Raw genomic sequence first — 20445 nt, 5'->3', positions numbered from 1 at the left:
AGCCAGCAGCGCGATCACTACGGCTGCGCTGGTATGCCTCGGACGCAAGCTTGTGGTTTGTTGAGATCGTTCACGCGTCATCTGTTTGCCCCCTCGAAGTCTATTTTGGGTCAGCCTAGCGAGGAAATGCCACGCCAGATGCCGCCGCTATGCAGATTCGGCCCGGTTTTAAGATTTCTGTGTTAGTTGTTGCCGTAATGTCACCCCTAACCGTTGGAAACGCGGGCCGGGCCGCAGTTGAGAGCCGATGTTCTCGTCGCGCGGCTGAGTTTTCCGGCGATTGAGACGACGCACTGGCTTCGGCTTGCGATGCCCGCTGCAGAGTCTCGGAAGGACTTTCGCCGAATACACTGCGATATTCAACCGAGAACCGGCCCAATTCCGCAAAACCATAGCAGGTCGCAACCTCTGTAACGGTCGTGAAGCTGCTGTCGGAGGACAACAGTGCGCGCCTCGCCTGCAACAGCCGCTGCATGCGAAGATGGCGACAAGGGGGGACGCCGTGGACATTGTGAAATGCCTTGCGCAGCGTGCGCTCGCTGACGGCAAGAGCGTTGCAGAGAGCCGAAATGTGCAGCGGTGAATCGAGTTCTGCCAGAGCGATCGCCTCGGCTTGGACCACGAGATCGCGCCAGGTTCTGATCGTCGATTGGCGGGAAACGTCTGAGAGATTTACTGACAAATAACGGATGGTCATCTAATGCCCCCCGATTCTGCGATCGCGGTGAAAGCGCTGGACTTTGGGGGCAAGTCAGCATCATGCGCGACGGCGCGCTACTGTACCTGAGGGCAAACCGGTAGTTGAACGGCCGTCAGCGGGGCGCGGCCGGGGCGCTCGCGCGGCGACGGCTATGAAGCGCTCTTGACGTCGGGCGAGAGCTGGGGCGTCAGGATTCCGGTTCGCTCCGCCACCGAGACTGCCTCGGCAAACGATCCGACCTGAAGCTTCTGCATGACTGTCTGTCGATGATACTTGATGGTTCGCTCGGAAGTACCCAGCAAATGCGCAATCTGCTTGTTCATCTTGCCGCGGACCATCAGCGCAAAAACCTCTTTTTCGCGGGGAGTTAGTTTCACGATCAGCGCCTTTAGTGCATCGAGGCGGCCTTGATTCTGCTGAACCTCCTCAAGGCGCGATAGCGCGCGATCGATCGCTTCCAGCAGCGTCTGCTTGGGGATCGGCTTGGAGAGAAAGTCTTCCGCGCCGGCCTTGATGGCGCGAACGCTCGTCGGGATATCGCCGTGACCTGTCATGAAGATGATCGGCCAGTGATGCGACAGTTTCGCCAGTTCCTGCTGAAGCTCCAGACCGCCGATTGCAGGCATCTGCACGTCGAGGAGAAGGCAGCCCGGCCTGGCGCCGCGGATGCTCTGCAAAAAGCCGGCCGCCGAATCGAAGTCGATCACGGCATAACCCGAAGCTTTCAATACCCGCGAAATCGCGCTGCGAAACGATGCGTCGTCGTCCACAATATAAACTGCGGGCGGGCCCGTCATTCCAATCTCTTGCCCTCGTCGTGGCCCGCCGGCCGAGTCCCGAACAAACTCCGGATGCAATCCGCTGCGAGCGCGCCCGCAGTAGCGCAAGGAAAACCGGAAATGCGAGAATAAGCGGTGACCCCCAGGGCGGTCAACGCGGAGCGTGCATGTATGCAATATGCAAGTCTCGTCGGGCTGCCGGAATATGCAGTGCCAGCCGGCCGCAGGCCGGCTACAGGTACGCCGTATACGAGCTGACCCATACCAGTATCGATGCCAACAGGCCAATAACGCCCGCATTTGCAGCGAACGCGGTGACGCTTCCGGACATCCCCAGCCGGAGCGAGTCTCGGCTCATTTCGTCCGGAATGGAGATCACCGCCGGAAAAACCGACGCGCCGCCAATCGCATTGGTCCGCGCCAACGTCCCGGATGCGGCAATCTGTCCCTGACCTATCCCTCTTGGAATTTCAGCGATTTTGGCGTGATAGATCCGGCCTGGAACATTATCGAACACGATATTGACGGGGGCGCCGGCCTTGATGGTCTGAAAGCCGTTCTGCGAAAACATCCCGACAATTGTAATCTCATTCTCGACGATGAACGACATTGCTGACCGCAATTGCGAGGCGCGATCGCCCACCGTCAGGGCCACTGCCGTTGCGTAGCCGTCGGCGGGCGCGCGGATGGTGGTTTGCGCCAACTCCCAGACGGCGTTCTCCAGTTGCGCCTGCATTTGCGCGACCGTCGTGTTGACGCCACCAATCTCCGAATCCAAGGCTAATTTGGCACTTTGCTGGGTTGCCCTGGCGACATTGAGTTGCGCCCCAACCGTCTCGAACTGCACCTGGGTGTCCTGCTCCTTGAACTCGGTGTTGGATCCGCTGGCGTACAGTTTCTGAATATCGTCCAGGCGCCTCGCATTGTATTTGTACTGGGCCTCGAGCCCGGCGACGTTCGCGGTCGCCTGATCGTAATTTGCTTTCAATATTTGGGTCTGCTGTTTCGCCGCGGCCAACGACGCCTGCAGTTGCGCCACTTTGTACTGGAACGGCGCCGGGTCGAGTTGAAACAGGATATCACCCGACTTCACCGATACGTTCGGCTTTACCGGGATAGCGATCACCTGACCGGTTACGTTCGGCGTCACTTCGATCACCCGGCCTGCGACGGTAATCTTTCCCGACGGTGTCAAATTATTGAACAGCGCGAGGAATATCGCGAGAATGAACGCGCCGATCAGTATCGAAATCGTCCCCGACAGCCAACCCCAGCGCACGAGCTTGAACCTGGAGAATACCGCCCACATCGCGAGCACATAAAGGCACAGGATAATAACCACGGGCGGCCCCTCTCTTGTGTCGCGACGCCAACCACTCATTTGCCGGACGTGCGCCGGGACGCGCTATGCAAAATCGGCCCGCGGTGAGAACTCTTTATTTCCAGATCGTCTCAGCAAATTCTTTGCGTTGCCGCTTTTTGCATAGCCGATCGCGCGAAGCCTTTTCATAGTCGTGGACGAGCGTGATCATCCGAGGCGTGGTCATCCCATTCACAACAGGAGAGATAAACATGAATCGCGCAAGGCTGGCACAAATTGCGGGACTGCTCGTGATTTCGGCGTTGATTGGTCCGGGTGCGGCCTTCGGACAGACGGCTCCGGCACCCCAGAACGTGAAAACAATCGGTGCAGCTTCAGGGCAGGCCAAATCCGAGCTCGTGCCGTCGCTGTTCGTGCTCAATTCGCGCGGTGCTACCCTGCAGGGCGACGCGCTGACCATGACGGGAGTAACGCCGAGCTCGATCATCTTTGCGGATCGCCCGGTGCGCGCCGCGGGTCACCAGTCAACCGCCGACGTGATCGCGGAATGGGGATCAGGCGACGACAGCTTTACCAAGAACCCGCCGAACGCGACCGTGTCGGTACTCGGCAAGGACGGCTCGGTGAAGGACGCCGTTGTGGTGCTGAAGAATCCGAAGCTCGAGGGCGACAAGCTCACCTTCAACGTCCAGGTCCTTGAAGGCGATCTGGCCGGCGCCGACGGCGCGGCCGCGCTCTTCATCGATATCATTGGCCGGCCGTTCACGCCGCTGTCGTTTGCCGGCGTTGCCCGCCGCACGGCGTTCAGGGGCACGATGTACGCCGGCGCCGTCGGGGCGGCAGCGTATGGCGCGGCTGCGTACTACCATCCATACGCATACGCGTACCCCCGTCCGGCCTGCGGCTATTACCCGTATCCGCCCTGCTACTGAACGCCGGCGCTTTGGCGCTGGCGTCCGACCGCACAAAACAACGACGATGATAAAGGAGAGCATCCCATGTTGACGAAACGCGAACTGCTTCGCTCTGCTGCGATGACTGCGCTCGTCGTCACAACGGCGAAGTCCACCCCGGCAATTGCGCAGAACAAAGCCGATTGGCCCAGGCTGTTAGAGGCCAAGGACATCGCCGAAGAAGGCTTCATTTACGGCCTGCCGATCATGATGAACTACGCCACCATGTACGAATTTGCCGTCGACCGGAATTCGGGGCAGTTCAAGGCACCGTTCAATCAGATCAACAACTTGTCCCACGTCGCTACTTATAAAGATACCGCCGTCATTACGCCGAACAGCGACACGCCCTATTCGATTTTGTGGGTGGACCTGAGGGCGGAGCCGATGGTGGTTTCGGTCCCGCCGGTGGACCCGAAGCGCTACTACGCTGTCCAGCTTATCGACGGTAACACATTCAACTACGGCTATATCGGCAGTCGCGCCACGGGAAGCGAGGCTGGCGACTACATGGTCGTCGGACCGGAGTGGAAGGGAGCAACTCCCCCCGGAGTCAAGAAGGTGTTCCAGTCGACGACGCAGTTTTCATTCGTTCTCTTTCGCACCCAGCTTTTCGACGCGGGCGACATCGACAACGTGATGAAGGTGCAAGCCGGCTATAAGGCGCAGCCGCTTTCCGTCTATCTGAAGCAGCCGGCCCCGCCCGCTCCGCCGGCCGTGAATTTTCCGAAGATCGACAAGGAACTCGCGAAAACGAACTTCTTCGAGTATCTCGATTTCTGCCTGCAGTTCGCGCCGGCACTCGAGAGCGAGAAGGATATCCGCGCAAAGCTCGCGCGCATCGGTGTCGGGCCTGGAAAGACCTTCAGCTTCAAGGATCTCCCGCTTGAGCACAAGGCGGAGATTCTCGTCGGAATGAAGCAAGGCGAACGAAAAGTGGACGAGGCCGTCGCGAAGGGCGGCGTATCGCTCAATGGATGGCAGGTCCACTCGTTCTTTGGCGATGCCGCGTTCTTCAATGGCGACTGGCTGAAGCGCGCCGCGGGTGCCAAGGCGGGCATCTACGGCAACGATTCGGTGGAGGCGGTCTATCCGCTTACGCGCATCGACGCTGAGGGCAAGACCCTCGACGGTGCCAAGCACAACTACACGCTCACCTTCCCGCCCGATCAATTGCCGCCGGTCAACGCCTTCTGGTCGGTGACAATGTACGACGGCAAGACCCAACTGCTGATCGAGAACCCGATCAGCCGTTACCTGATCAATTCGCCGATGCTCCCGGCCATGAAGAAGAACGCGGACGGGTCGCTGACGCTTTATATCCAAAGCAAGTCGCCGGGTGCAGACAAGGAATCGAACTGGCTGCCGGCGCCGGACGGTCCGATCTACCTCGTGATGCGGCTCTACTGGCCGAAAACAGAAGCGCCTTCAATTCTGCCGGTCGGCAAAGGGACATGGCAGCCGCCCGGTATCATTGCCGCATAATAATTATCTGCGACCCGCCGATGCACGGTGCCGGATGAGGCGCCGCGCAAGCCGGACTGCAACAAGGAATGAAAGCTCATGAAACGCTACCTGGGATTGGTCAGCGCTACTCTTGCAGTGGCTGGCGACGAGGAGAGAGCCGTGATGCGCACGACGAGACTGCTTTGCGCCACCGTTGCGGTGGTGCTGATGGGCTTGGGCGCCGCCTCCGCACAGACCTACAAGATGACGACGCCTGTCGCGCCGGGCGTCGCCGTGCCGGACAAGGTCGAGTCCTCGATCGGGACGCTGAACCTCGACTACGGCTACCCGTCGGCGGATACCGTCGACAAGATCTACGACAACCTGGACCGTTCGCGCGCACTCCAGGCTTATCTGCTCGCGATTCCGATCGTCAATCAGGCCGGCATGCGCGACTCGCTGCGCAAGTTCGGACCCGATAACCAGACCAACGTGATCTGGGAAAATCTGCTCGATTCGAAGACGGTCGCCCTGACTGGCAACGACAACACGATCTACAACTTCATGTGGGTCGACACGAGCAAGGGACCGTTGGTGGCCGAGATTCCGCCCAAGGTGCTGGGGATGATCGACGACTTCTGGTACAAGTGGGTGGCCGACATCGGCATCACCGGGGCCGACAAGGGCGAGGGCGGCAAATACCTCCTATTGCCGCCTGGATTCAAGGGCGACATACCACCGGGGTATCACGTCGTGCGGCCGAGCACTTTCGGCAGCTACCTCGTATTTCGCGCCTTCGTTGTGGACGGTTCGACCCGACCCGGGGTTGACTCGGTCAAGAAGAACCTGCGGATCTATCCCTTGGCCGAGGCCGCCAACCCGCCGCCGATGAAGTTCGTCAATGCTTCCGGCATTCCCTCGAACTTCGTCTCGCCGGGTGACTACTCGTTCTGGAGTCTGTTGAACCAGGTCATCCAGGAAGAGCCGGCGGACGGTTCCGATCCCACCACCCTGGGCCTGTTCGCCTCGATCGGCATCGTCAAGGGCCATCCCTTCAATCCCGATGAGCGGATGAAGAAGATCCTCATCGACGCCGCCAACATTGGCGCCGTGACGGCGCGGACGATCGCCTTCAAGGTGCGCGCGAAGGATGCGTATTTCTATCCGGACAGCACGTGGCGCCTGCCGTTTTTCGGGGGCTACAAGTTCGAGTCGGCGCCCGGTGTCAGCAACCTGGACGGTGCCGTCTTCTACTATTACTTCGCCATCGGCGTCACGCCGGCGATGGAGGAGAAGATGGTGGGCCGGGGCTCGCAATATCCTTGGTCGGTTCAGGATGCGAAGGGCAATCGCTTTGATGGCGCCAACACTTACAAGCTGCGCCTGCCGCCAAATATCCCGGTCAAGGATTTCTGGTCGGTCATCGTCTACGACAACCAGACCCGCTCGATGGTGCAAACCGACCAGCAAGCCCCTAGCGTCAGTAGCCAGAACAAGGGAGTCAAGGTCAACACGGACGGCTCGGTGGATGTCTACTTCGGACCAAAGGCTCCGGCGGGAATGGAGAACAACTGGGTACAGACGATTCCAGGCAAGGGCTGGTTCATGATCCTTCGCCTCTACGGTCCGCTGGAGCCATGGTTCGACAAGACATGGAAGCCGGGCGAGATCGAACTGATGCCGTGATGCGGTAACGGAGCGGCGGGCCAGGCGCTTGCCGCTCCGCACCTGTGCGGAGGATGTCGTCTCTTGCGGGCTGCTTCTTCTCTTCTTTCGCGGTCAGTGGAGCGGCCTCGTTCGCCGCGCGGATGAAGCTCTTCATCGCACCGTCGTACCAGGCCTTGATGGCCTAGACCGAATGGGAGCGTACGCGCGGCCTGTGTGCGGCTACTACCGCTGCCGCGTTCTACTAAGAGAGGAAGCGGGGGAGATGCTGGCTTCTCCCGCTTCGATTCAGCGACCAGGCGAGGAGTTCAGCAGGAGAATGGAATGGAGTGCAAGATGTACAGAGCCCTGATTTTCGCAACGATACTGTCTGCGACGACGATTCCGGTTGCCCGCGCCCAAATCGATCTCAGCACTTATGCCGACCCCAACGGGTTCTTAAACGTCCAGAAATTGACGTGCGCTCAACTCGCGGGGACTTGGCAAGGCGATGCCGACCGCCTGACTGCCTGGTACAGCGGCTGGTACAACGGACTTGCTCGCAAGCATTACATGGACATCGTCAAATCCAAAGAGGCCGAGCACGAAATCATTGTCTATTGCAAGGCGAACCCTGGTCAATTGATCATCGAGGCGGTTGCCGTCGTGTTCAAGGACATGCGGGCGAAGCTGGGGATCGAAATGAAGCCTTAGTGACTTCACAACGATCTCGGCGATCCTTGGCCGGGGGGCGGATTGTACATAGTGTCCCCAGGGAGGGCCGATGCCGGGAGCCAGTCCTGATCGCGATCCGTAACTGGGAATCGTTTTGCTTGCCGAAGGGATGACTGCAAACAGCCAATGATCGTTTCGCCATGCGCACCATAGCTGTCGTCGATGACAATCCCAGCATGCTGCAAGGTCTAAACCGCCTTCTGTCGGCCCATGGCTTCCGCGTCCGGACGTTTGCATCGGCGGAGTCGTTTTTGGAGGCCCATGCCGAGTGCGAAGCGGATTGTCTGCTGCTGGATATTCACCTTGGCGGAATCTCAGGCATCGACCTGCAACGGCAGCTGATCGCGTCAGGCCGGGAATTACCGGTCATTATGATGACGGCCATCGATAGTGAGGTCACCCGGCAGGAGGCATTTGATGCGGGCTGCATTGCGTATTTGAAGAAGCCGTTCCTGTCAAAACTGCTGATCGATGCTGTCGGCAGGATTCCCTGAGGAACGGCGCCTAATTCTCTAGCGATTGCAGGAATAGGTACCGGGAAAGTCGACTAGGATCGGGTTTCGGGTCATATTGTGACGTCCCGCTTCAACGGCCGCCTTATCGCATGAAAATTCGAATATTTTTCAGTTCGGTCGTTCTGCTCCTGGCGATGACCGGGACGGCTTTTTCCCAGCCAAAGCGGGTGCTGATTGTCCATTCCGTCGGCCGCGATTTCTCGCCCTGGGATGACTACGCAAGAATGATCCGCGAGGAGTTGAGGCTTCAGTCGAAAGATTCCATCGATATCTTCGAGGTCTCGCTGTCGACGGCCCGCTTCCCTGACGGGAACGAAGACGCCTTTGTCAGCTATTTGAATGCGGTGTTTTCCGAGCGCAAACTCGACCTGATCATCACGATCGGCGGCCCCGCGGCAAGATTCTTTCAGCAAAACCGCCAGCTGATTTTTCCGTCGATCCCCACCTTGTACGCGGCTCTCGCGCAGCAGATGTCTTCGAATGCACCGGCGACCGATGCAATGGTTTCGGTATCTGTCGACGTATTAAGCACTCCCGACCAGATCCTGAAGTTGGTTCCGGAGACGACCAAGATCTTCATCGTAATGGGAGCTTCTCCGATCGAGAAGCTGTGGCTGGAGGAGATGCGCAAGCTGTTCCAACCGCTGACAAGCCGGCTGGAGATCATTTATTCCAATGAACTGTCGCTGGAAGAGATTCTCGAGCAGGTGGCTATCCTGCCACCCAGGAGCTTCATCGTCTACGGGCAGATGCTGGTGGACGCCGCCGGCGTCGTGCACGAAGGCAAGCGAGCCATAGACCGTATCCACGCAGTTGCCAATGCGCCTATCTTTTCGGAACAGGACGCGTTCTTCGGTCGAGGAATCGTGGGCGGCCGGATGACGAACATATCCGACGTCAGCCGCCAGACCGCCGCAGTTGCCGTGCGCATTCTGGGCGGAGAGTCGCCGGGCAGCATCAAGACGCCTCCGATTACAGCGGCATCGCCCAGATATGACTGGAGGGAGCTGAAGCGCTGGAATATCAGCGAAAGCCAGCTGCCGCCCGGCAGCGAAGTTGTTTTTCGCGTGCCCAGCCTCTGGGAACAGTATCGCCCGCAACTGACTGCTGTTATGGCGGCCATCCTGCTGCAGGCGGGCATCATTGCATTGCTGCTTGACGAGCGGCGGCGACGCCTTGTCGCCCAAGCGGAGGCGACCAGTCGCCGTCAGGAGGTCGTCCGTCTGAATCGGGTCACCACCGCAAGCGTTCTGTCGTCCTCGATCGCTCATGAACTCAATCAGCCGCTCGGAGCTATCTTGAGCAATACCGAGGCCGCGCAGATGCTGCTCAAGGCTCATCCACTCGACATGGCTCAGCTTGACGAAATCCTTTCCGATATCGTCCGGGATGAGCAACGTGCGAGCGAGATCATCAGCGGCCTGCGGAATTTGCTCAACAACAGAACGGACGCCGATCTGCAGACGCTCGACTTGAACGACACCGTGCGCGACGTCGTCAAGATCGTGTCTCCTGAAGTGACGAGGCGGGGCGTGATTTTACGTACCATTCTTGCGCCGGAGCCACTACGGGTGCGCTGCGATCCGATTCATCTGCAGCAAGTCATCATCAATCTCGTGATGAACGGCGTGGACGCGATGGAAGGGGTGGCCAACCCGCATCATCTGACGATCCGAACAAACCTGGCTGCTACCGACGCGGTCGAGGCCCGAATATCCGACTCCGGCCCGGGCATTCCCAACGACAAATTGGCCAGCATTTTCAATGCGTTTGTCACAACGAAGCCGCAAGGGACGGGGTTGGGACTCCCCATCGCGCGAACGATACTCGAAAGCTACGGCGGCGAGCTGTGGGCCGAGAACCGCGCCCGTGGCGCGGTGTTCTCCTTCAGGCTTCCGGTGGCCAGCGCTTAGTCAAAATCAGCGGTCACATTCGTTGCAACGATACGGCTTCAACGCCGATGCGTGAATGCTGGACGGTGTTTTCGCTCAATCGATACGGAGCGAACAAACCTCCGACCGAAACTTTGAGAGGGATACTCGTCGAAAAGTGAACGGTAGTAGTCGGAAAATCTGCCCGGGTTCAGATAGCCATGTTGGAGGGCAACGTCTGCTATTGTTGTCGTGGTCGGATCGCTGCAGCGAAGAACCGAATGGATTGAACATAGCCGTCTGTGATGAAGAAACGCCACCGGACCTATTCCGAGCACATCGTGGAACGCTCGATGCAGCGTGCGCCTGGAGACGTTGAGATCGCCGCAGATCTGGGAAATATGGATGGGCACCATTCCTGCTCGATCGAGGTATTCTTCAACTCTCCTGACGATCTTCGAGGCCGATGAAAGCGAGCGATCGTCATCAGATGGAACGTTTGGCAGAACAGTGGCGGTCATCGCTTCGATGATCGATCGCCTCCAGAATTGTGCAGCCTCTCTGGTCAGCGCGATGTTTTGATCCCGCAGCCGCGCCAATAGACCGTTCAAGCGAGAAAGGAGGAGGCTGGTGGATTGGGGGGCGGCGCGGAAGATGTTCTGTCTCCAGGAATTCGCATCTTGCGCTCGCGGTTCGCTTGCAAAGAAGGAGCATATGTCGGCGAACGAAAGGGAGATCACCGCGAAAGACGCGCCTCCGAAGTAGCGAGCGTCGTGCTCGCCGCCGGGCGGCGTAACCATAACGTCCCCCGCATGCATCTCGCGGGACCATTGTGTGACCTTGTCGGTACATCCTGTAAGCATTCCGATGGATACTCTATGGTCGCTCGGGACACCCCGCGATCGCATGCCGACCGAGAATTCCCCGACGTCGAACGACAATTCATCGATTGCGAAGTGCGCCAGATGCCCACGAAGGCGTCCTCGACCGAGTTGCACGACCTCCCTGTTGGTGCCGCGAACCGCGTCATTCAGTTCCTCGAAACTTTCGAGGCTGCGCACCTGCACCTGCATCGGACTGGATTGGCCCATCACCCCGGACTCCTGTCTGTCCGAGACGAGGCAACGGTACCTATCCCCGGCGGCGTAACCGACAGAGTTCACCGCCAAGTTGTCTAGAATTTGGCCTTTATGTTTTTTCCTGCGGCTGCTGTAGCGACCGAGGCGTCAATGGCCAGCGGCAAGGACAATGTGAAGAAGCCCGCCGTTCCCTCCAGATGGTTGACGGCGTCGAACTCGCGATAGACTTTGAGTCGCGTCGAGACCGGCAGCTTGCCAACTTCAAATGTGTAGCCGATGGCGCCGCCGAGCGCGACCACGCGCCCTTCGAATGAGCCCAGGCGTGCACCGGTGCCGGTATCGGGTGTGAGCTGCTGGTAATAGTAGCCGACCAGGCCGATCGTGAACTCCTTGCTGAGATATTTGGTCGCGGCCCACTCCAGGTGGAATTCGTCGCCGGTCTTGTAGTCGGTCGCAGTGTTGGTCTGGTTGAAGGTGAATCCCGCGGCGGCCGACAAGTCCCAGCCGGCGGCCGGATCGAGCCATGTCACGGTCCCGAACAGATCGATCGCCGGACGGTTCAGCGAGGCGTTCGAGAGCTGTCCCGCGACATAGGTGCCCGACGGAATCACGCCGGCGATTCCCAGTTGCCAGTGCAAGTTGCCCGCCTGCCATCCGACAAAGGATTGCACGAAGAAGTCACTGAGATTGGCATTGGCGTCGGTAACGTTGACGCCGATTGGGCCCAACCGCGGAGAATTGACCAACAGGCCGGCATTGACGCGCGGCTCGCCGACCGACGACGTCACGGAAAACGCGAGATCGCCGCCGAGGATTTTCGCCGGCGTCACCCAAAGCGTGGTGGGAAGATTCAGCCAAGTCTGCACCGAAACATTCGCGACCAGCAATCCGCCAAACGGGAGCGATTTTCCACCACCGATTTTTGCGTCATAGAAATAGGTGTCGTCACTAAAGAAGACGCCAGGAGGAGGCGTAATGCCGGCGCCGTTCGAGCGCGATCCCATCAGGTAGGTGCCGATGCCGCCTTCGGCCGCAAGCGCCGGTGCATCGTTCAGGCAAAGCAGTGCGCCGACTATAAGTGCGGCGGCGACATGATGTCGCATTGGCCCACCTCCATTCGCGATAGCGAAGCGGCTGATCGCAAACCGCAGTCCTGTTATTCTATCCGGCATTCCGGCGTGACAACAACCGTTCAATTTATAAGCGAACGTTCGAACAGCGATGCTGTGGCATTTGTGTCGCTTTGAATTGAATTGTCCAACAAATCGGCGCGAGCGACGCCGAATGATCAGTGTCATACCAGCCTGTTTTTAGGGCATGAATCGCGGCTTTCGAAGATTGGCACAAATCGTACATCACAGGCGTGTTGAGTTAGGTTATGGTCGGGAACTGGCCTAATCGGCCAGGAGTAAGGAAGGAACCCGACCAATCTCGCCACGTGCTCAACTTAAGATGAATGTGGAAAGGTGTAGAAATGCGGTTTGTCTTCAAAAAAGTGGCTCGATCAAGAGCGATTCGCCGATCGGGTCTTGCACTTATCTTGGGTATGGCGACCCTCGGCATCGCGTCGTCAACGGCCTCGGCCATTAATACTGGCACTGCCGGTATGCTGGGATACCAGATCAAGCAGGAGAGTTCTGTCGTCAACGTCGTTGTCGTGCGGCGCGGCGGAGCGGTGCGCCGCACCACTGTCATAGGACCGCGCGGCGGCGTCGCGAGCCGCACCGTCGTACGCCGTGGCGCCGTGGTTCGCCCGGGATATGCCGGCGGCGGCGTGCGTTGGGCACGGCCGGGTCGGTACTATTGGCCGAGGGGCGGAGCCATCGCCGCCGGCGCTGCCATCGGCTTTGTAACCGCCGCTACGGCCGCTGCTTGGGCAGGCGCTGCTCCCGCTCCGGGCATGTGCTGGTATTACACCGACCCGTCGCGCACCCAGGGCTTCTGGGACTATTGCGGGTAGCGCGCCATTATCTGGAGCCGGTGCCATGGCATTGCAGCGGACCGAGATCGGGCCGAACGAACGACCGTCGGAGGATGACCGAACCCGTGACATGGTCGGGATTCCAGGCGGTACGTTTCGTATGGGCTCGAACGATCATTATCCCGAGGAGGCGCCGGTCCACCGCGTGACGGTGGACGATTTCTGGATCGACCGCACGCCGGTGACGAACCACCAGTTCAAGGAGTTCGTCAGGGCGACCGGCCATCGGACGTTTGCCGAGGTTCCGCCCGACCCGAAGGACTATCCCGGCGCACTGCCTCACATGCTCTATGCTGGCTCGCTGGTGTTCTCGCCGCCGCCGCGGGTGACGAATTTGCGCGACTGGAGCCAGTGGTGGGATTTCATGAAAGGCGCGGATTGGCGTCATCCCTATGGGCCGAAGAGCAACATCAATGCGCTCGACCGCCATCCGGTCGTGCACGTCTCGTTCTCCGATGCGCTCGCTTATGCGCAATGGGCGGGAAAGGAGCTGCCGACCGAGGCAGAATGGGAATTCGCCGCGCGCGGCGGGCTCGATGGTGCGGAATTCGCCTGGGGCAATGAGTTCACACCCGCTGGCGCGCACATGGCCAATACCTGGCAGGGCGAATTTCCAGGGCAGAATCTGAACACGGATGGCTACGAGCGCACCTCGCCGGTGACGGCCTTTCCGCCGAACGGCTACGGCGTCCACGACATGATCGGCAATGTCTGGGAATGGACGTCCGACTGGTATGCGCCCAAACACGAGGCCGATGCGCCGAAGGCGTGCTGTATTCCGGAGAATCCCCGCGGCGGGCGCGAGAACGGCAGCTATGATCCCGGCCAGCCGAACATCAAAATTCCGCGCAAGGTCATCAAGGGCGGCTCGCACCTGTGCGCGCCGAATTATTGCCGACGTTATCGCCCGGCGGCGCGGCATGCCGAGGCGATCGATACCTCCACCAGCCACCTCGGGTTCCGGTGCGTCGTCAGGAGCCCAGCTACGCGATGATTTTTACTGTCGTGCAATGAACGGAGAGTTGAAATGTCCAGCGAAGAAAAGGCAAACGACCATAGCGAAGCCTTCACCGGCGATACCGGCAGCCGCACCGTCAGCCGTCGCAATATCCTGCTTGGAACGTCGAGCCTGGTTGCCGCGGTGACGCTGACCTCAGGCGCGTTGGCACAGGCCCAGAAGGCGGCGCCTTCGGCGCCGGCCGCTCCTGCCCCGGCATCCGGCAGGAAGCCGAACATTTTGGTGATCTGGGGCGACGACATCGGGATCGCGAACATCAGCGCCTATTCCAACGGTCTGATGGGCTACGAGACGCCGAACATCGATCGCCTCGCCCGCGAAGGCATCAAGATGCAACATTATTACGGCGAGCAGTCTTGTACGGCTGGCCGCGCCGCGTTTCTCACTGGCCAGCACGGCATTCGCACCGGGCTGACCAAGGTCGGCTTCCCCGGTGCGCCAATGGGAATGAGCCAGCTCGATCCTTCTATCGGCGGCCTGCTGAAAAATCTCGGCTACACCACCGGCCAGTTTGGCAAGAACCACGTCGGCGACCGCAATGAATCGCTGCCGACCGTGAACGGCTTCGACGAGTTTTTCGGCAACCTTTATCATCTCAATGCTGAGGAAGAACCGGAACTGCCGGATTATCCCAAGGACCCGGCCTACCGTGCCAAATTCGGTCCGCGCGGCGTTCTGAGGTGCAAGGCGACCGACCGCGACGATCCCACGGTCGATCCGCGCTTCGGCAAGATCGGCAAGCAGACCATCGAGGATACCGGTGCCCTGACCAAGAAGCGAATGGAGACAATCGACGACGAAACCTCGGCGGCGGCCATCGACTACATGAAACGACAGCAGGCGGCGGGCAAGCCGTTCTTCTGCTGGTTCAATGCGACGCGCATGCACTTGCGCACCCACGTTCGCGCTGAGCATCGCGGCCGCTACACCCACGGTGACAGCGAATATATCGACGGCATGCAGGAACACGACGATATCGTCGGCAACCTGCTCAAGGCGCTTGATGACATGGGCATCGCGAACGATACCATCGTCGTCTACTCCACCGATAACGGGCCTCACATGAACACCTGGCCCGACGGCGCCATGACCTGGTTCCGCTCCGAGAAGAACACCAATTGGGAGGGCGCCTTCCGCGTGCCCTGCCTGGTTCGCTGGCCCGGCACAATCAAGCCGGGCACCGTCAGCAACGAGCTGATGAGTCACAATGACTGGATACCGACTTTCTGCTCGATCGCCGGCGAGCCCGACATCGTCAACAAGCTCAAAGCCGGCTACACCGCCAACGGCATCAACTATAAGGTCCATCTCGATGGCTACGACCAGTCGGCGTTCCTGCGCAACGTGAGCGGAAGCGCAGCGACCAACAACGGCACGAAAAGCGCGCGCGACAAATTCTTTTATTCCGACGATGACGGCCTGCTGGTGTGCATGCGGCAGGGGGACTACAAATACGTCTTCTCCGAACAGCGCAAGGAAGGCACGATGGGCGTCTGGGCCGAACCCTTCACGACGCTCCGCCTACAGAAGATCTACAACCTGATGCAGGATCCTTTCGAACGGGCCGACGTCACGTCGAATACCTATTGGGACTGGAACTTGAACCACGTCGGTGGGGCCTACGGAATGATGGACGAAGTCTTCAAATTCGTGGCGACGTTCAAGGATTTCCCGCCTCGCTCGTTCCCGCCGAGTTTCAATCCGGCCAACATTCTGGAAGGCATGATGGACGGCATCAAGCAAAAGAAAGCGCTCACGGAGGGAATCGACGTCGAGAAGGTCCGCGCCGGATTGAACAAGATCATCCAGCAGCAGCTTGAGGCTCGCTGATTGGCAGGCACCTTTGAGCCGGCCCGCCCTCGAGCGGGCCGGCAGATCAAAGCTACGTGCAGTCAAGCTCACGTGAGAGGATTGTCGCATGTTCGCTTTCCTGGCTTGGAGACCTCGCCGGACGGCTTTGGCTGTGTTGTCTATCCTCGGTCTCGCGTTCCTCCAAACAAGTGCCTTCGCACAATCCGACCCGCTGCCTTCCTGGAACGATGGCGCAGTCAAGAAATCCATCACCGAATTCGTCGGGCGCGTCACGACGCAAGGTGGTGCCGATTTCGTTCCCGCCGAGCAGCGCATCGCGACCTTCGACAACGACGGCACACTCTGGTGCGAGCAGCCGTTCTATTTTCAGGCCGCGTTCGCTTTTGATCGCATCAAGGCACTGGCGCCGCAGCATCCGGAATGGAAGACGCGGCAGCCGTTCAAGGCGGTACTGGAGAAGGACCCGGCGGCGCTGGCGGCATCCGGCGAAAAGGGATTGCTGGAAATTGTTGCCGCCACTCACACCGGCATCACGACGACCGAATTCAACAAGATCGTTGCCGAATGGCTCGCGAGCGCGCGTCATCCGCGGTTCAACAGGCCCTATAACAGCCTCGTCTACCAGCCGATGCTGGAGTTGCTCGGTTACCTCCGCGCCAACGGCTTCAAGACCTTCATCGTCTCTGGCGGCGGCGTCGAGTTCATGCGTGTGTTTGCAGAGAAGGTCTACGGCATTCCGCCCGAGCAGGTGGCCGGCTCGTCCGGCGTCGTCAAATTTCGGATGGATGCCGGCGCCAAGCCTTCGTTGCTGAAGACACCCAAAATCGAATTCGTCGATGACGGCCCCGGCAAGCCGGTCGGCATTAACCGCTTCATCGGACGCCGTCCCATATTTGCGTTCGGCAATTCCGATGGCGATCTGCAGATGCTGCAATGGACCGCCGCCGGCGAGGGGATTCGCTTCGCAGGTCTCGTCCACCACACCGATGCGGATCGCGAATACGCCTACGACCGGCAGTCGAAGGTCGGAAAACTCGGCAAGGCGCTGGATGAGGCGGCAGCTCGGAAATGGACGGTCGTCGATATGAAACAGGACTGGAAGTCGATTTTTCCTTCGGAGAAGTGACCCAAGCAGCGGCAGCTGCCGAGCTGCAACTGGCAGCGAAAGCCGCAGAAATGAGTGCCGCAGGTTGAACATCCGGAGTTGGAAGCAGCCTGCGGAGAGGGATCTCATGAGCGGTTTCGATATCTTCGCCTGGATCGTCCTGATCATTCTGGTGGCCTGCGTGGTCGCCGTGTTCTGCATCGCCGGCTGGCTGCCAGGACACATCGCCAAGACCCGCGGGCATCCCTGGGCCGAAGCCGTGACGGTCGCCGGATGGGTCACCCTGATCTGCGGCTTCGCGCTGTGGCCGGTCGCGCTGATTTGGGCCTATGTCGACGTGCCGGCGCCACGACAGACGGAGCCGCGCCAATGATCATCGCGATGCTCTGCGTCTATCTGGTGCTGTTGTTCACCTTGGTTCACTTCGGTGTCATCAGGTTCAACTTGTTCTGGAAGGCGTCGCCCTTCATTGTTCTTCTGCTGCTCAATATCGGCCTGTTTATCCCGATGGGGTGGGGCGCGCCGCAGGGATCGGTGCTGCTGTTGCGCAACTCGGTCTCGATCGTGCCTGACGTGGCGGGCGAGGTGATCGACGTTCCCGTCGAGGCGAACAAGCCGCTCAAGGCCGGCGACATCCTGTTCCGCATCGATCCCGTGCCGTACGAGGCGCAAGTCAAGGCGATCGAGGCGCAGCTAAAACTGTCGGTGACACGCCTTGCCCAGATGACGCAATTGTTCGAGCGCGATTCCGGCCGCGGCTTCGATGTCGAGCAGCGGCAGTCCGAAGTCGATCAGCTCAAGGCCCAGCTTGAAAGTGCGAAGTGGAATCTCGACAAGACCACTGTACGCGCGCCGGCCGACGGCTACGTCACCAACCTCGGGCTGCGCAAGGGCGCACGGGTGGCCAATCTGCCGCTGGCCCCGGTGATGGCTTTCATCGACACGTCAGATACGATCATCGGCGCAGAAATCGCCCAGATCGACGCCCGCTATGTAGAAGCCGGTCAACCCGTTGAGGTGACGTTCAAGTTCCTGCCGGGTCAGGTCTATGCCGGAAAGGTCGAGAGCGTTTTGCAGGCCGTCGCGTCCGGCCAGGTGCAAACATCGGGAGCGGCGGTAGCGTCCAAGGCTGTTGCTTCGGCGCAGTTTGTCGTTCGCATCCGGCTCGACGATGCCGAGATTGCCCGGCGCTTTCCGGCCGGAAGCACCGGTGACGCTGCGATCTTCACCGAGCACGTCAAGCTGGCCCATATCATCCGCAAGGTGCTGCTTCGCCAGATCGCGATCACAAACTACGTCAATCCATTTTGAGCTGCTGTTAGCGTCCGGGACGTCGAGATGCCGACTCTCAAGGTTCCGTACGATGCCCAAGCCCTGGCGTTCCAGCGACCTGGTCAGTGATTGAGGATATCAGCGGATGACTGTGCGTTGCTGCCATGGTCGGTCACTCCCGGCTGGATTTCCCTCAGCAGCTCGTAGACGCGCGTTTGCGCCACCATCCCCTTGGCGACCACACTGTCGACGTATCGGCAGTGGAAGCGGTTTCCAACTCGCGTGAATATGTCCTCGCTGATCAGGATATCGGTGCCGTACTGCTTGTTGAGTCCTTCGAGCCGGGCAGCCAGGTTCACGACATTGCCGAGCACGGTATAATTCATGCGTTCGGCCGAACCGAGATTGCCCACGACCGCTTCGCCGCCATGTATGCCGAACCGTGTGTAGAACGGCGGCAAGCCTTCGGTCTCGAATTGCCGGTTGATCCTTTGGTTGGCTTCCTTCGCCAGAAGCGCGGCGCGGCAGGCGCGATCGCAGTGATCTTCCTGCAGGTTCGGTGCATTCCAGAATGCCATGACTGCATCGCCGATGAATTTATCGACGGTGCCGCCCTGCGCTATGATGACATCCGTCAGTGCGGTGAAGTATCGCGATGTTTGCTGCATCAGCACGTCCGGATCGGCAGCTTCCGACAGGCTGGTGAAGCCTTGAACGTCGGTGAAAAGAACTGTAATTTCCTGCCGCGCACCTCCCAGCTCCGTCGAGATCGAGTTGTCGAGAACACCGCGAACGATTTCCCGCGGCGCCAGCCGTGCGAATGACCAGATCGCGCGCTGAGCGTTGTGGATCGTTCCTCCCAGCGTCTGCAGTTCGCGAATGAAAGAACCAATCGGCTTTGGCGGCGGCGCTCCCATCACCTGAAGACGCGCCGCCTGATCAGTGATCGCATTTATTTTTTTCGACATTCTGGTGCCGAAAATCCAGGCCAGCGGGATGAACAGGAGAAAGGATGCCAGCGCGAATATCCGGGATCGGAAAGTCAGATCGCGGATGCTGCCGGCGAATTCCTGCTCGACTGCAACCAGCAGGACATTGGCTGTAAGGGTCGGTCCCAATGGAATGCTTTCGAGCCGATAGAAGTAGCTATTGTCGTCGGTCCAGCGAAGCTTTCCTCGCGTTCGGCTCGATTTGTCCCAATCCACGATCACCTTTCCTTCAAGGCTGCCTGCAAGGTCAAGCGTACTGGGGAGCCTGGGGCCAGCGGGGTCTGCGCTCGAGCGCGCGAACATCGACGCGTAGTCCCGGTGGGCAATAACCGTGCCATTGGAATCGAATAGCACGACGTAGCCGTCGTCTCCGAACTTGAGGATATCAGCGGATGTGCTGTAGGCGTCCAGCTTGAGGTCGGCGCCGACGACGCCGTGAACCTTGCCTTGTAACGGCGCGCTGAACGTGATCATCGGCACGCCGAGGCTGAACGATAAATATGGGGCCGAGACCACCAGTTCACCTGCCTTCAAGGCGGATCGATACCAGACGCGTTCGCGAGGATCGTAACCGTGGCCGAGGATTTCCCGCCGTTCGATCTGTTTGCCATCCTTGTCTTGGAAAATGCGCGTCGTGGCCAGTCCGCCGTCGCTGTTTGGATGAACCAGTGCAATGGCGAACGACGCATTGGGCGGTGCGCCAAGGCGTTGCCGCTGCTCGCCCTTCAGTCCTTCCACACGTTGCACCTGCAGCCAGCGGCCGTCGCCATATCCGACGTAGATGCTGTCAAGCGCCGGCCATTCGATCAATGCGCCTTTCACAAGGCCGGTCGCCGGACTGCCGACGTCGAGTTCGGAGGGCGCCGTCAATGATGGGCTGATCGACAGCGTTCGTGTCGCGCGCGAGAGATTTGCGACTTGCTCCCGCAGGAGCATTATGGTCCGCGCGCTCACGCCGTCCATGGTCGATGTTGCGGCCTCGTCGGTCGCAAGCTTGAGAGTGCGATCCTGGACGAAGATCAGGAGCGCGGCCAATGCGCCGATCATCAGCATGAGCGAAGCGGTCAAGGTGAGGCGGAATGTCATGTTTGGCCGCGCAAAAATTCCGAAACACTTGCGCTATGGCCGCGGAACGGGGCGTCACGGCGACCGTCGGGTGCACATCGGATACCGAAGTATAAGGGCAACTCTACATTGCATCGGAACCGAATGGAACGGTAGTAGA

General features: G+C 59.7%; 18 protein-coding genes. 12 read left to right on the top strand and 6 right to left on the bottom strand.

The genetic code is table 11. The features are described from left to right. Positions 1 to 115 precede the first annotated feature (115 nt). The 3 genes from IVA80_RS05470 to IVA80_RS05460 all read right to left on the bottom strand — a co-directional run bounded on the left by IVA80_RS05470 (position 116) and on the right by IVA80_RS05460 (position 2821). A complete protein-coding gene (locus IVA80_RS05470; RefSeq protein ID WP_276006837.1) occupies positions 116 to 697 on the bottom strand; it encodes a helix-turn-helix domain-containing protein in 582 nt (193 codons plus the stop codon). A 152-nt stretch (positions 698 to 849) separates the two neighbouring features. Then, positions 850 to 1497 carry a response regulator gene (locus IVA80_RS05465; protein ID WP_247426289.1) on the bottom strand — a complete coding sequence of 216 codons (648 nt, stop codon included), beginning with the start codon at positions 1495 to 1497 and terminating at the stop codon, positions 850 to 852. Between the two features lie 214 nt (positions 1498 to 1711). After that, complete coding sequence (locus tag IVA80_RS05460) at positions 1712 to 2821, bottom strand: biotin/lipoyl-binding protein (RefSeq protein ID WP_247426287.1); 1110 nt, start codon at positions 2819 to 2821, stop codon at positions 1712 to 1714. 230 nt (positions 2822 to 3051) lie between these two features. On the opposite strand from IVA80_RS05460, the gene IVA80_RS05455 reads away from it, so the two are divergent. The 6 genes from IVA80_RS05455 to IVA80_RS05430 all read left to right on the top strand — a co-directional run bounded on the left by IVA80_RS05455 (position 3052) and on the right by IVA80_RS05430 (position 10006). Continuing rightward, positions 3052 to 3732: a hypothetical protein gene (locus IVA80_RS05455; RefSeq protein ID WP_247426284.1), complete on the top strand. Its 681-nt coding sequence runs from the start codon at positions 3052 to 3054 to the stop codon at positions 3730 to 3732. A gap of 66 nt (positions 3733 to 3798) precedes the next feature. Further along, entirely contained in the window at positions 3799 to 5238 is a 1440-nt protein-coding gene (locus tag IVA80_RS05450; protein ID WP_247426282.1) for a DUF1254 domain-containing protein, read from the top strand. A 141-nt stretch (positions 5239 to 5379) separates the two neighbouring features. Beyond that, positions 5380 to 6885, top strand: coding sequence for a DUF1254 domain-containing protein (locus IVA80_RS05445; protein ID WP_247426361.1), 1506 nt, complete (start codon positions 5380 to 5382; stop codon positions 6883 to 6885). A gap of 315 nt (positions 6886 to 7200) precedes the next feature. Then, positions 7201 to 7557 (top strand): HdeA/HdeB family chaperone, encoded by a 357-nt coding sequence (locus IVA80_RS05440; RefSeq protein WP_247426279.1) that lies wholly within the window; start codon positions 7201 to 7203, stop codon positions 7555 to 7557. 161 nt (positions 7558 to 7718) lie between these two features. Then, positions 7719 to 8072 carry a response regulator gene (locus IVA80_RS05435; RefSeq protein ID WP_247426277.1) on the top strand — a complete coding sequence of 118 codons (354 nt, stop codon included), beginning with the start codon at positions 7719 to 7721 and terminating at the stop codon, positions 8070 to 8072. A 110-nt stretch (positions 8073 to 8182) separates the two neighbouring features. Then, entirely contained in the window at positions 8183 to 10006 is a 1824-nt protein-coding gene (locus IVA80_RS05430) for an ATP-binding protein (RefSeq protein ID WP_247426275.1), read from the top strand. A gap of 38 nt (positions 10007 to 10044) precedes the next feature. On the opposite strand, the gene IVA80_RS05425 is transcribed toward IVA80_RS05430, so the two are convergent. Together IVA80_RS05425 and IVA80_RS05420 are read right to left on the bottom strand one after the other, a co-directional pair. Beyond that, a complete protein-coding gene (locus IVA80_RS05425; protein WP_247426274.1) occupies positions 10045 to 11055 on the bottom strand; it encodes a helix-turn-helix domain-containing protein in 1011 nt (336 codons plus the stop codon). 83 nt (positions 11056 to 11138) lie between these two features. After that, positions 11139 to 12146, bottom strand: coding sequence for a transporter (locus tag IVA80_RS05420; RefSeq protein ID WP_247426273.1), 1008 nt, complete (start codon positions 12144 to 12146; stop codon positions 11139 to 11141). 503 nt (positions 12147 to 12649) lie between these two features. Here IVA80_RS05420 and IVA80_RS05415 point away from each other — a divergent pair. The 6 genes from IVA80_RS05415 (at position 12650) to IVA80_RS05390 (ending at position 18270) form a co-directional block, all read left to right on the top strand. Next, positions 12650 to 13003 carry a hypothetical protein gene (locus IVA80_RS05415; protein WP_247426271.1) on the top strand — a complete coding sequence of 118 codons (354 nt, stop codon included), beginning with the start codon at positions 12650 to 12652 and terminating at the stop codon, positions 13001 to 13003. A 91-nt stretch (positions 13004 to 13094) separates the two neighbouring features. Next, a complete protein-coding gene (locus IVA80_RS05410) occupies positions 13095 to 14018 on the top strand; it encodes a formylglycine-generating enzyme family protein (RefSeq protein WP_247426359.1) in 924 nt (307 codons plus the stop codon). A 33-nt stretch (positions 14019 to 14051) separates the two neighbouring features. Further along, positions 14052 to 15872, top strand: a complete 1821-nt coding sequence (locus IVA80_RS05405) for an arylsulfatase (protein ID WP_247426270.1) — start codon at positions 14052 to 14054, stop codon at positions 15870 to 15872. A gap of 88 nt (positions 15873 to 15960) precedes the next feature. After that, entirely contained in the window at positions 15961 to 16980 is a 1020-nt protein-coding gene (locus IVA80_RS05400) for an HAD family hydrolase (protein ID WP_247426266.1), read from the top strand. Positions 16981 to 17086: 106 nt separating this feature from the next. Further along, the gene (locus IVA80_RS05395) at positions 17087 to 17332 is read left to right on the top strand and encodes a DUF3302 domain-containing protein (protein ID WP_247426264.1); all 246 of its coding nucleotides are present in this window, start codon (positions 17087 to 17089) and stop codon (positions 17330 to 17332) included. Then, the gene (locus IVA80_RS05390; RefSeq protein WP_247426262.1) at positions 17329 to 18270 is read left to right on the top strand and encodes an efflux RND transporter periplasmic adaptor subunit; all 942 of its coding nucleotides are present in this window, start codon (positions 17329 to 17331) and stop codon (positions 18268 to 18270) included. Before IVA80_RS05395 ends, IVA80_RS05390 begins: the two co-directional genes overlap by 4 nt. An 83-nt stretch (positions 18271 to 18353) precedes the next feature. Here the strand turns inward: IVA80_RS05390 and IVA80_RS05385 are convergent, their stop codons facing one another. After that, positions 18354 to 20306: an adenylate/guanylate cyclase domain-containing protein gene (locus tag IVA80_RS05385; protein WP_247426260.1), complete on the bottom strand. Its 1953-nt coding sequence runs from the start codon at positions 20304 to 20306 to the stop codon at positions 18354 to 18356. Between the last annotated feature and the right edge of the window lie 139 nt (positions 20307 to 20445).

Source organism: Bradyrhizobium sp. 139 (genome assembly GCF_023074175.1).
Taxonomy (GTDB): domain Bacteria; phylum Pseudomonadota; class Alphaproteobacteria; order Rhizobiales; family Xanthobacteraceae; genus Bradyrhizobium.
The sequence above is the reverse complement of the archived record's forward strand: the minus strand, read 5'-3'. Positions and strand labels throughout refer to the sequence as shown.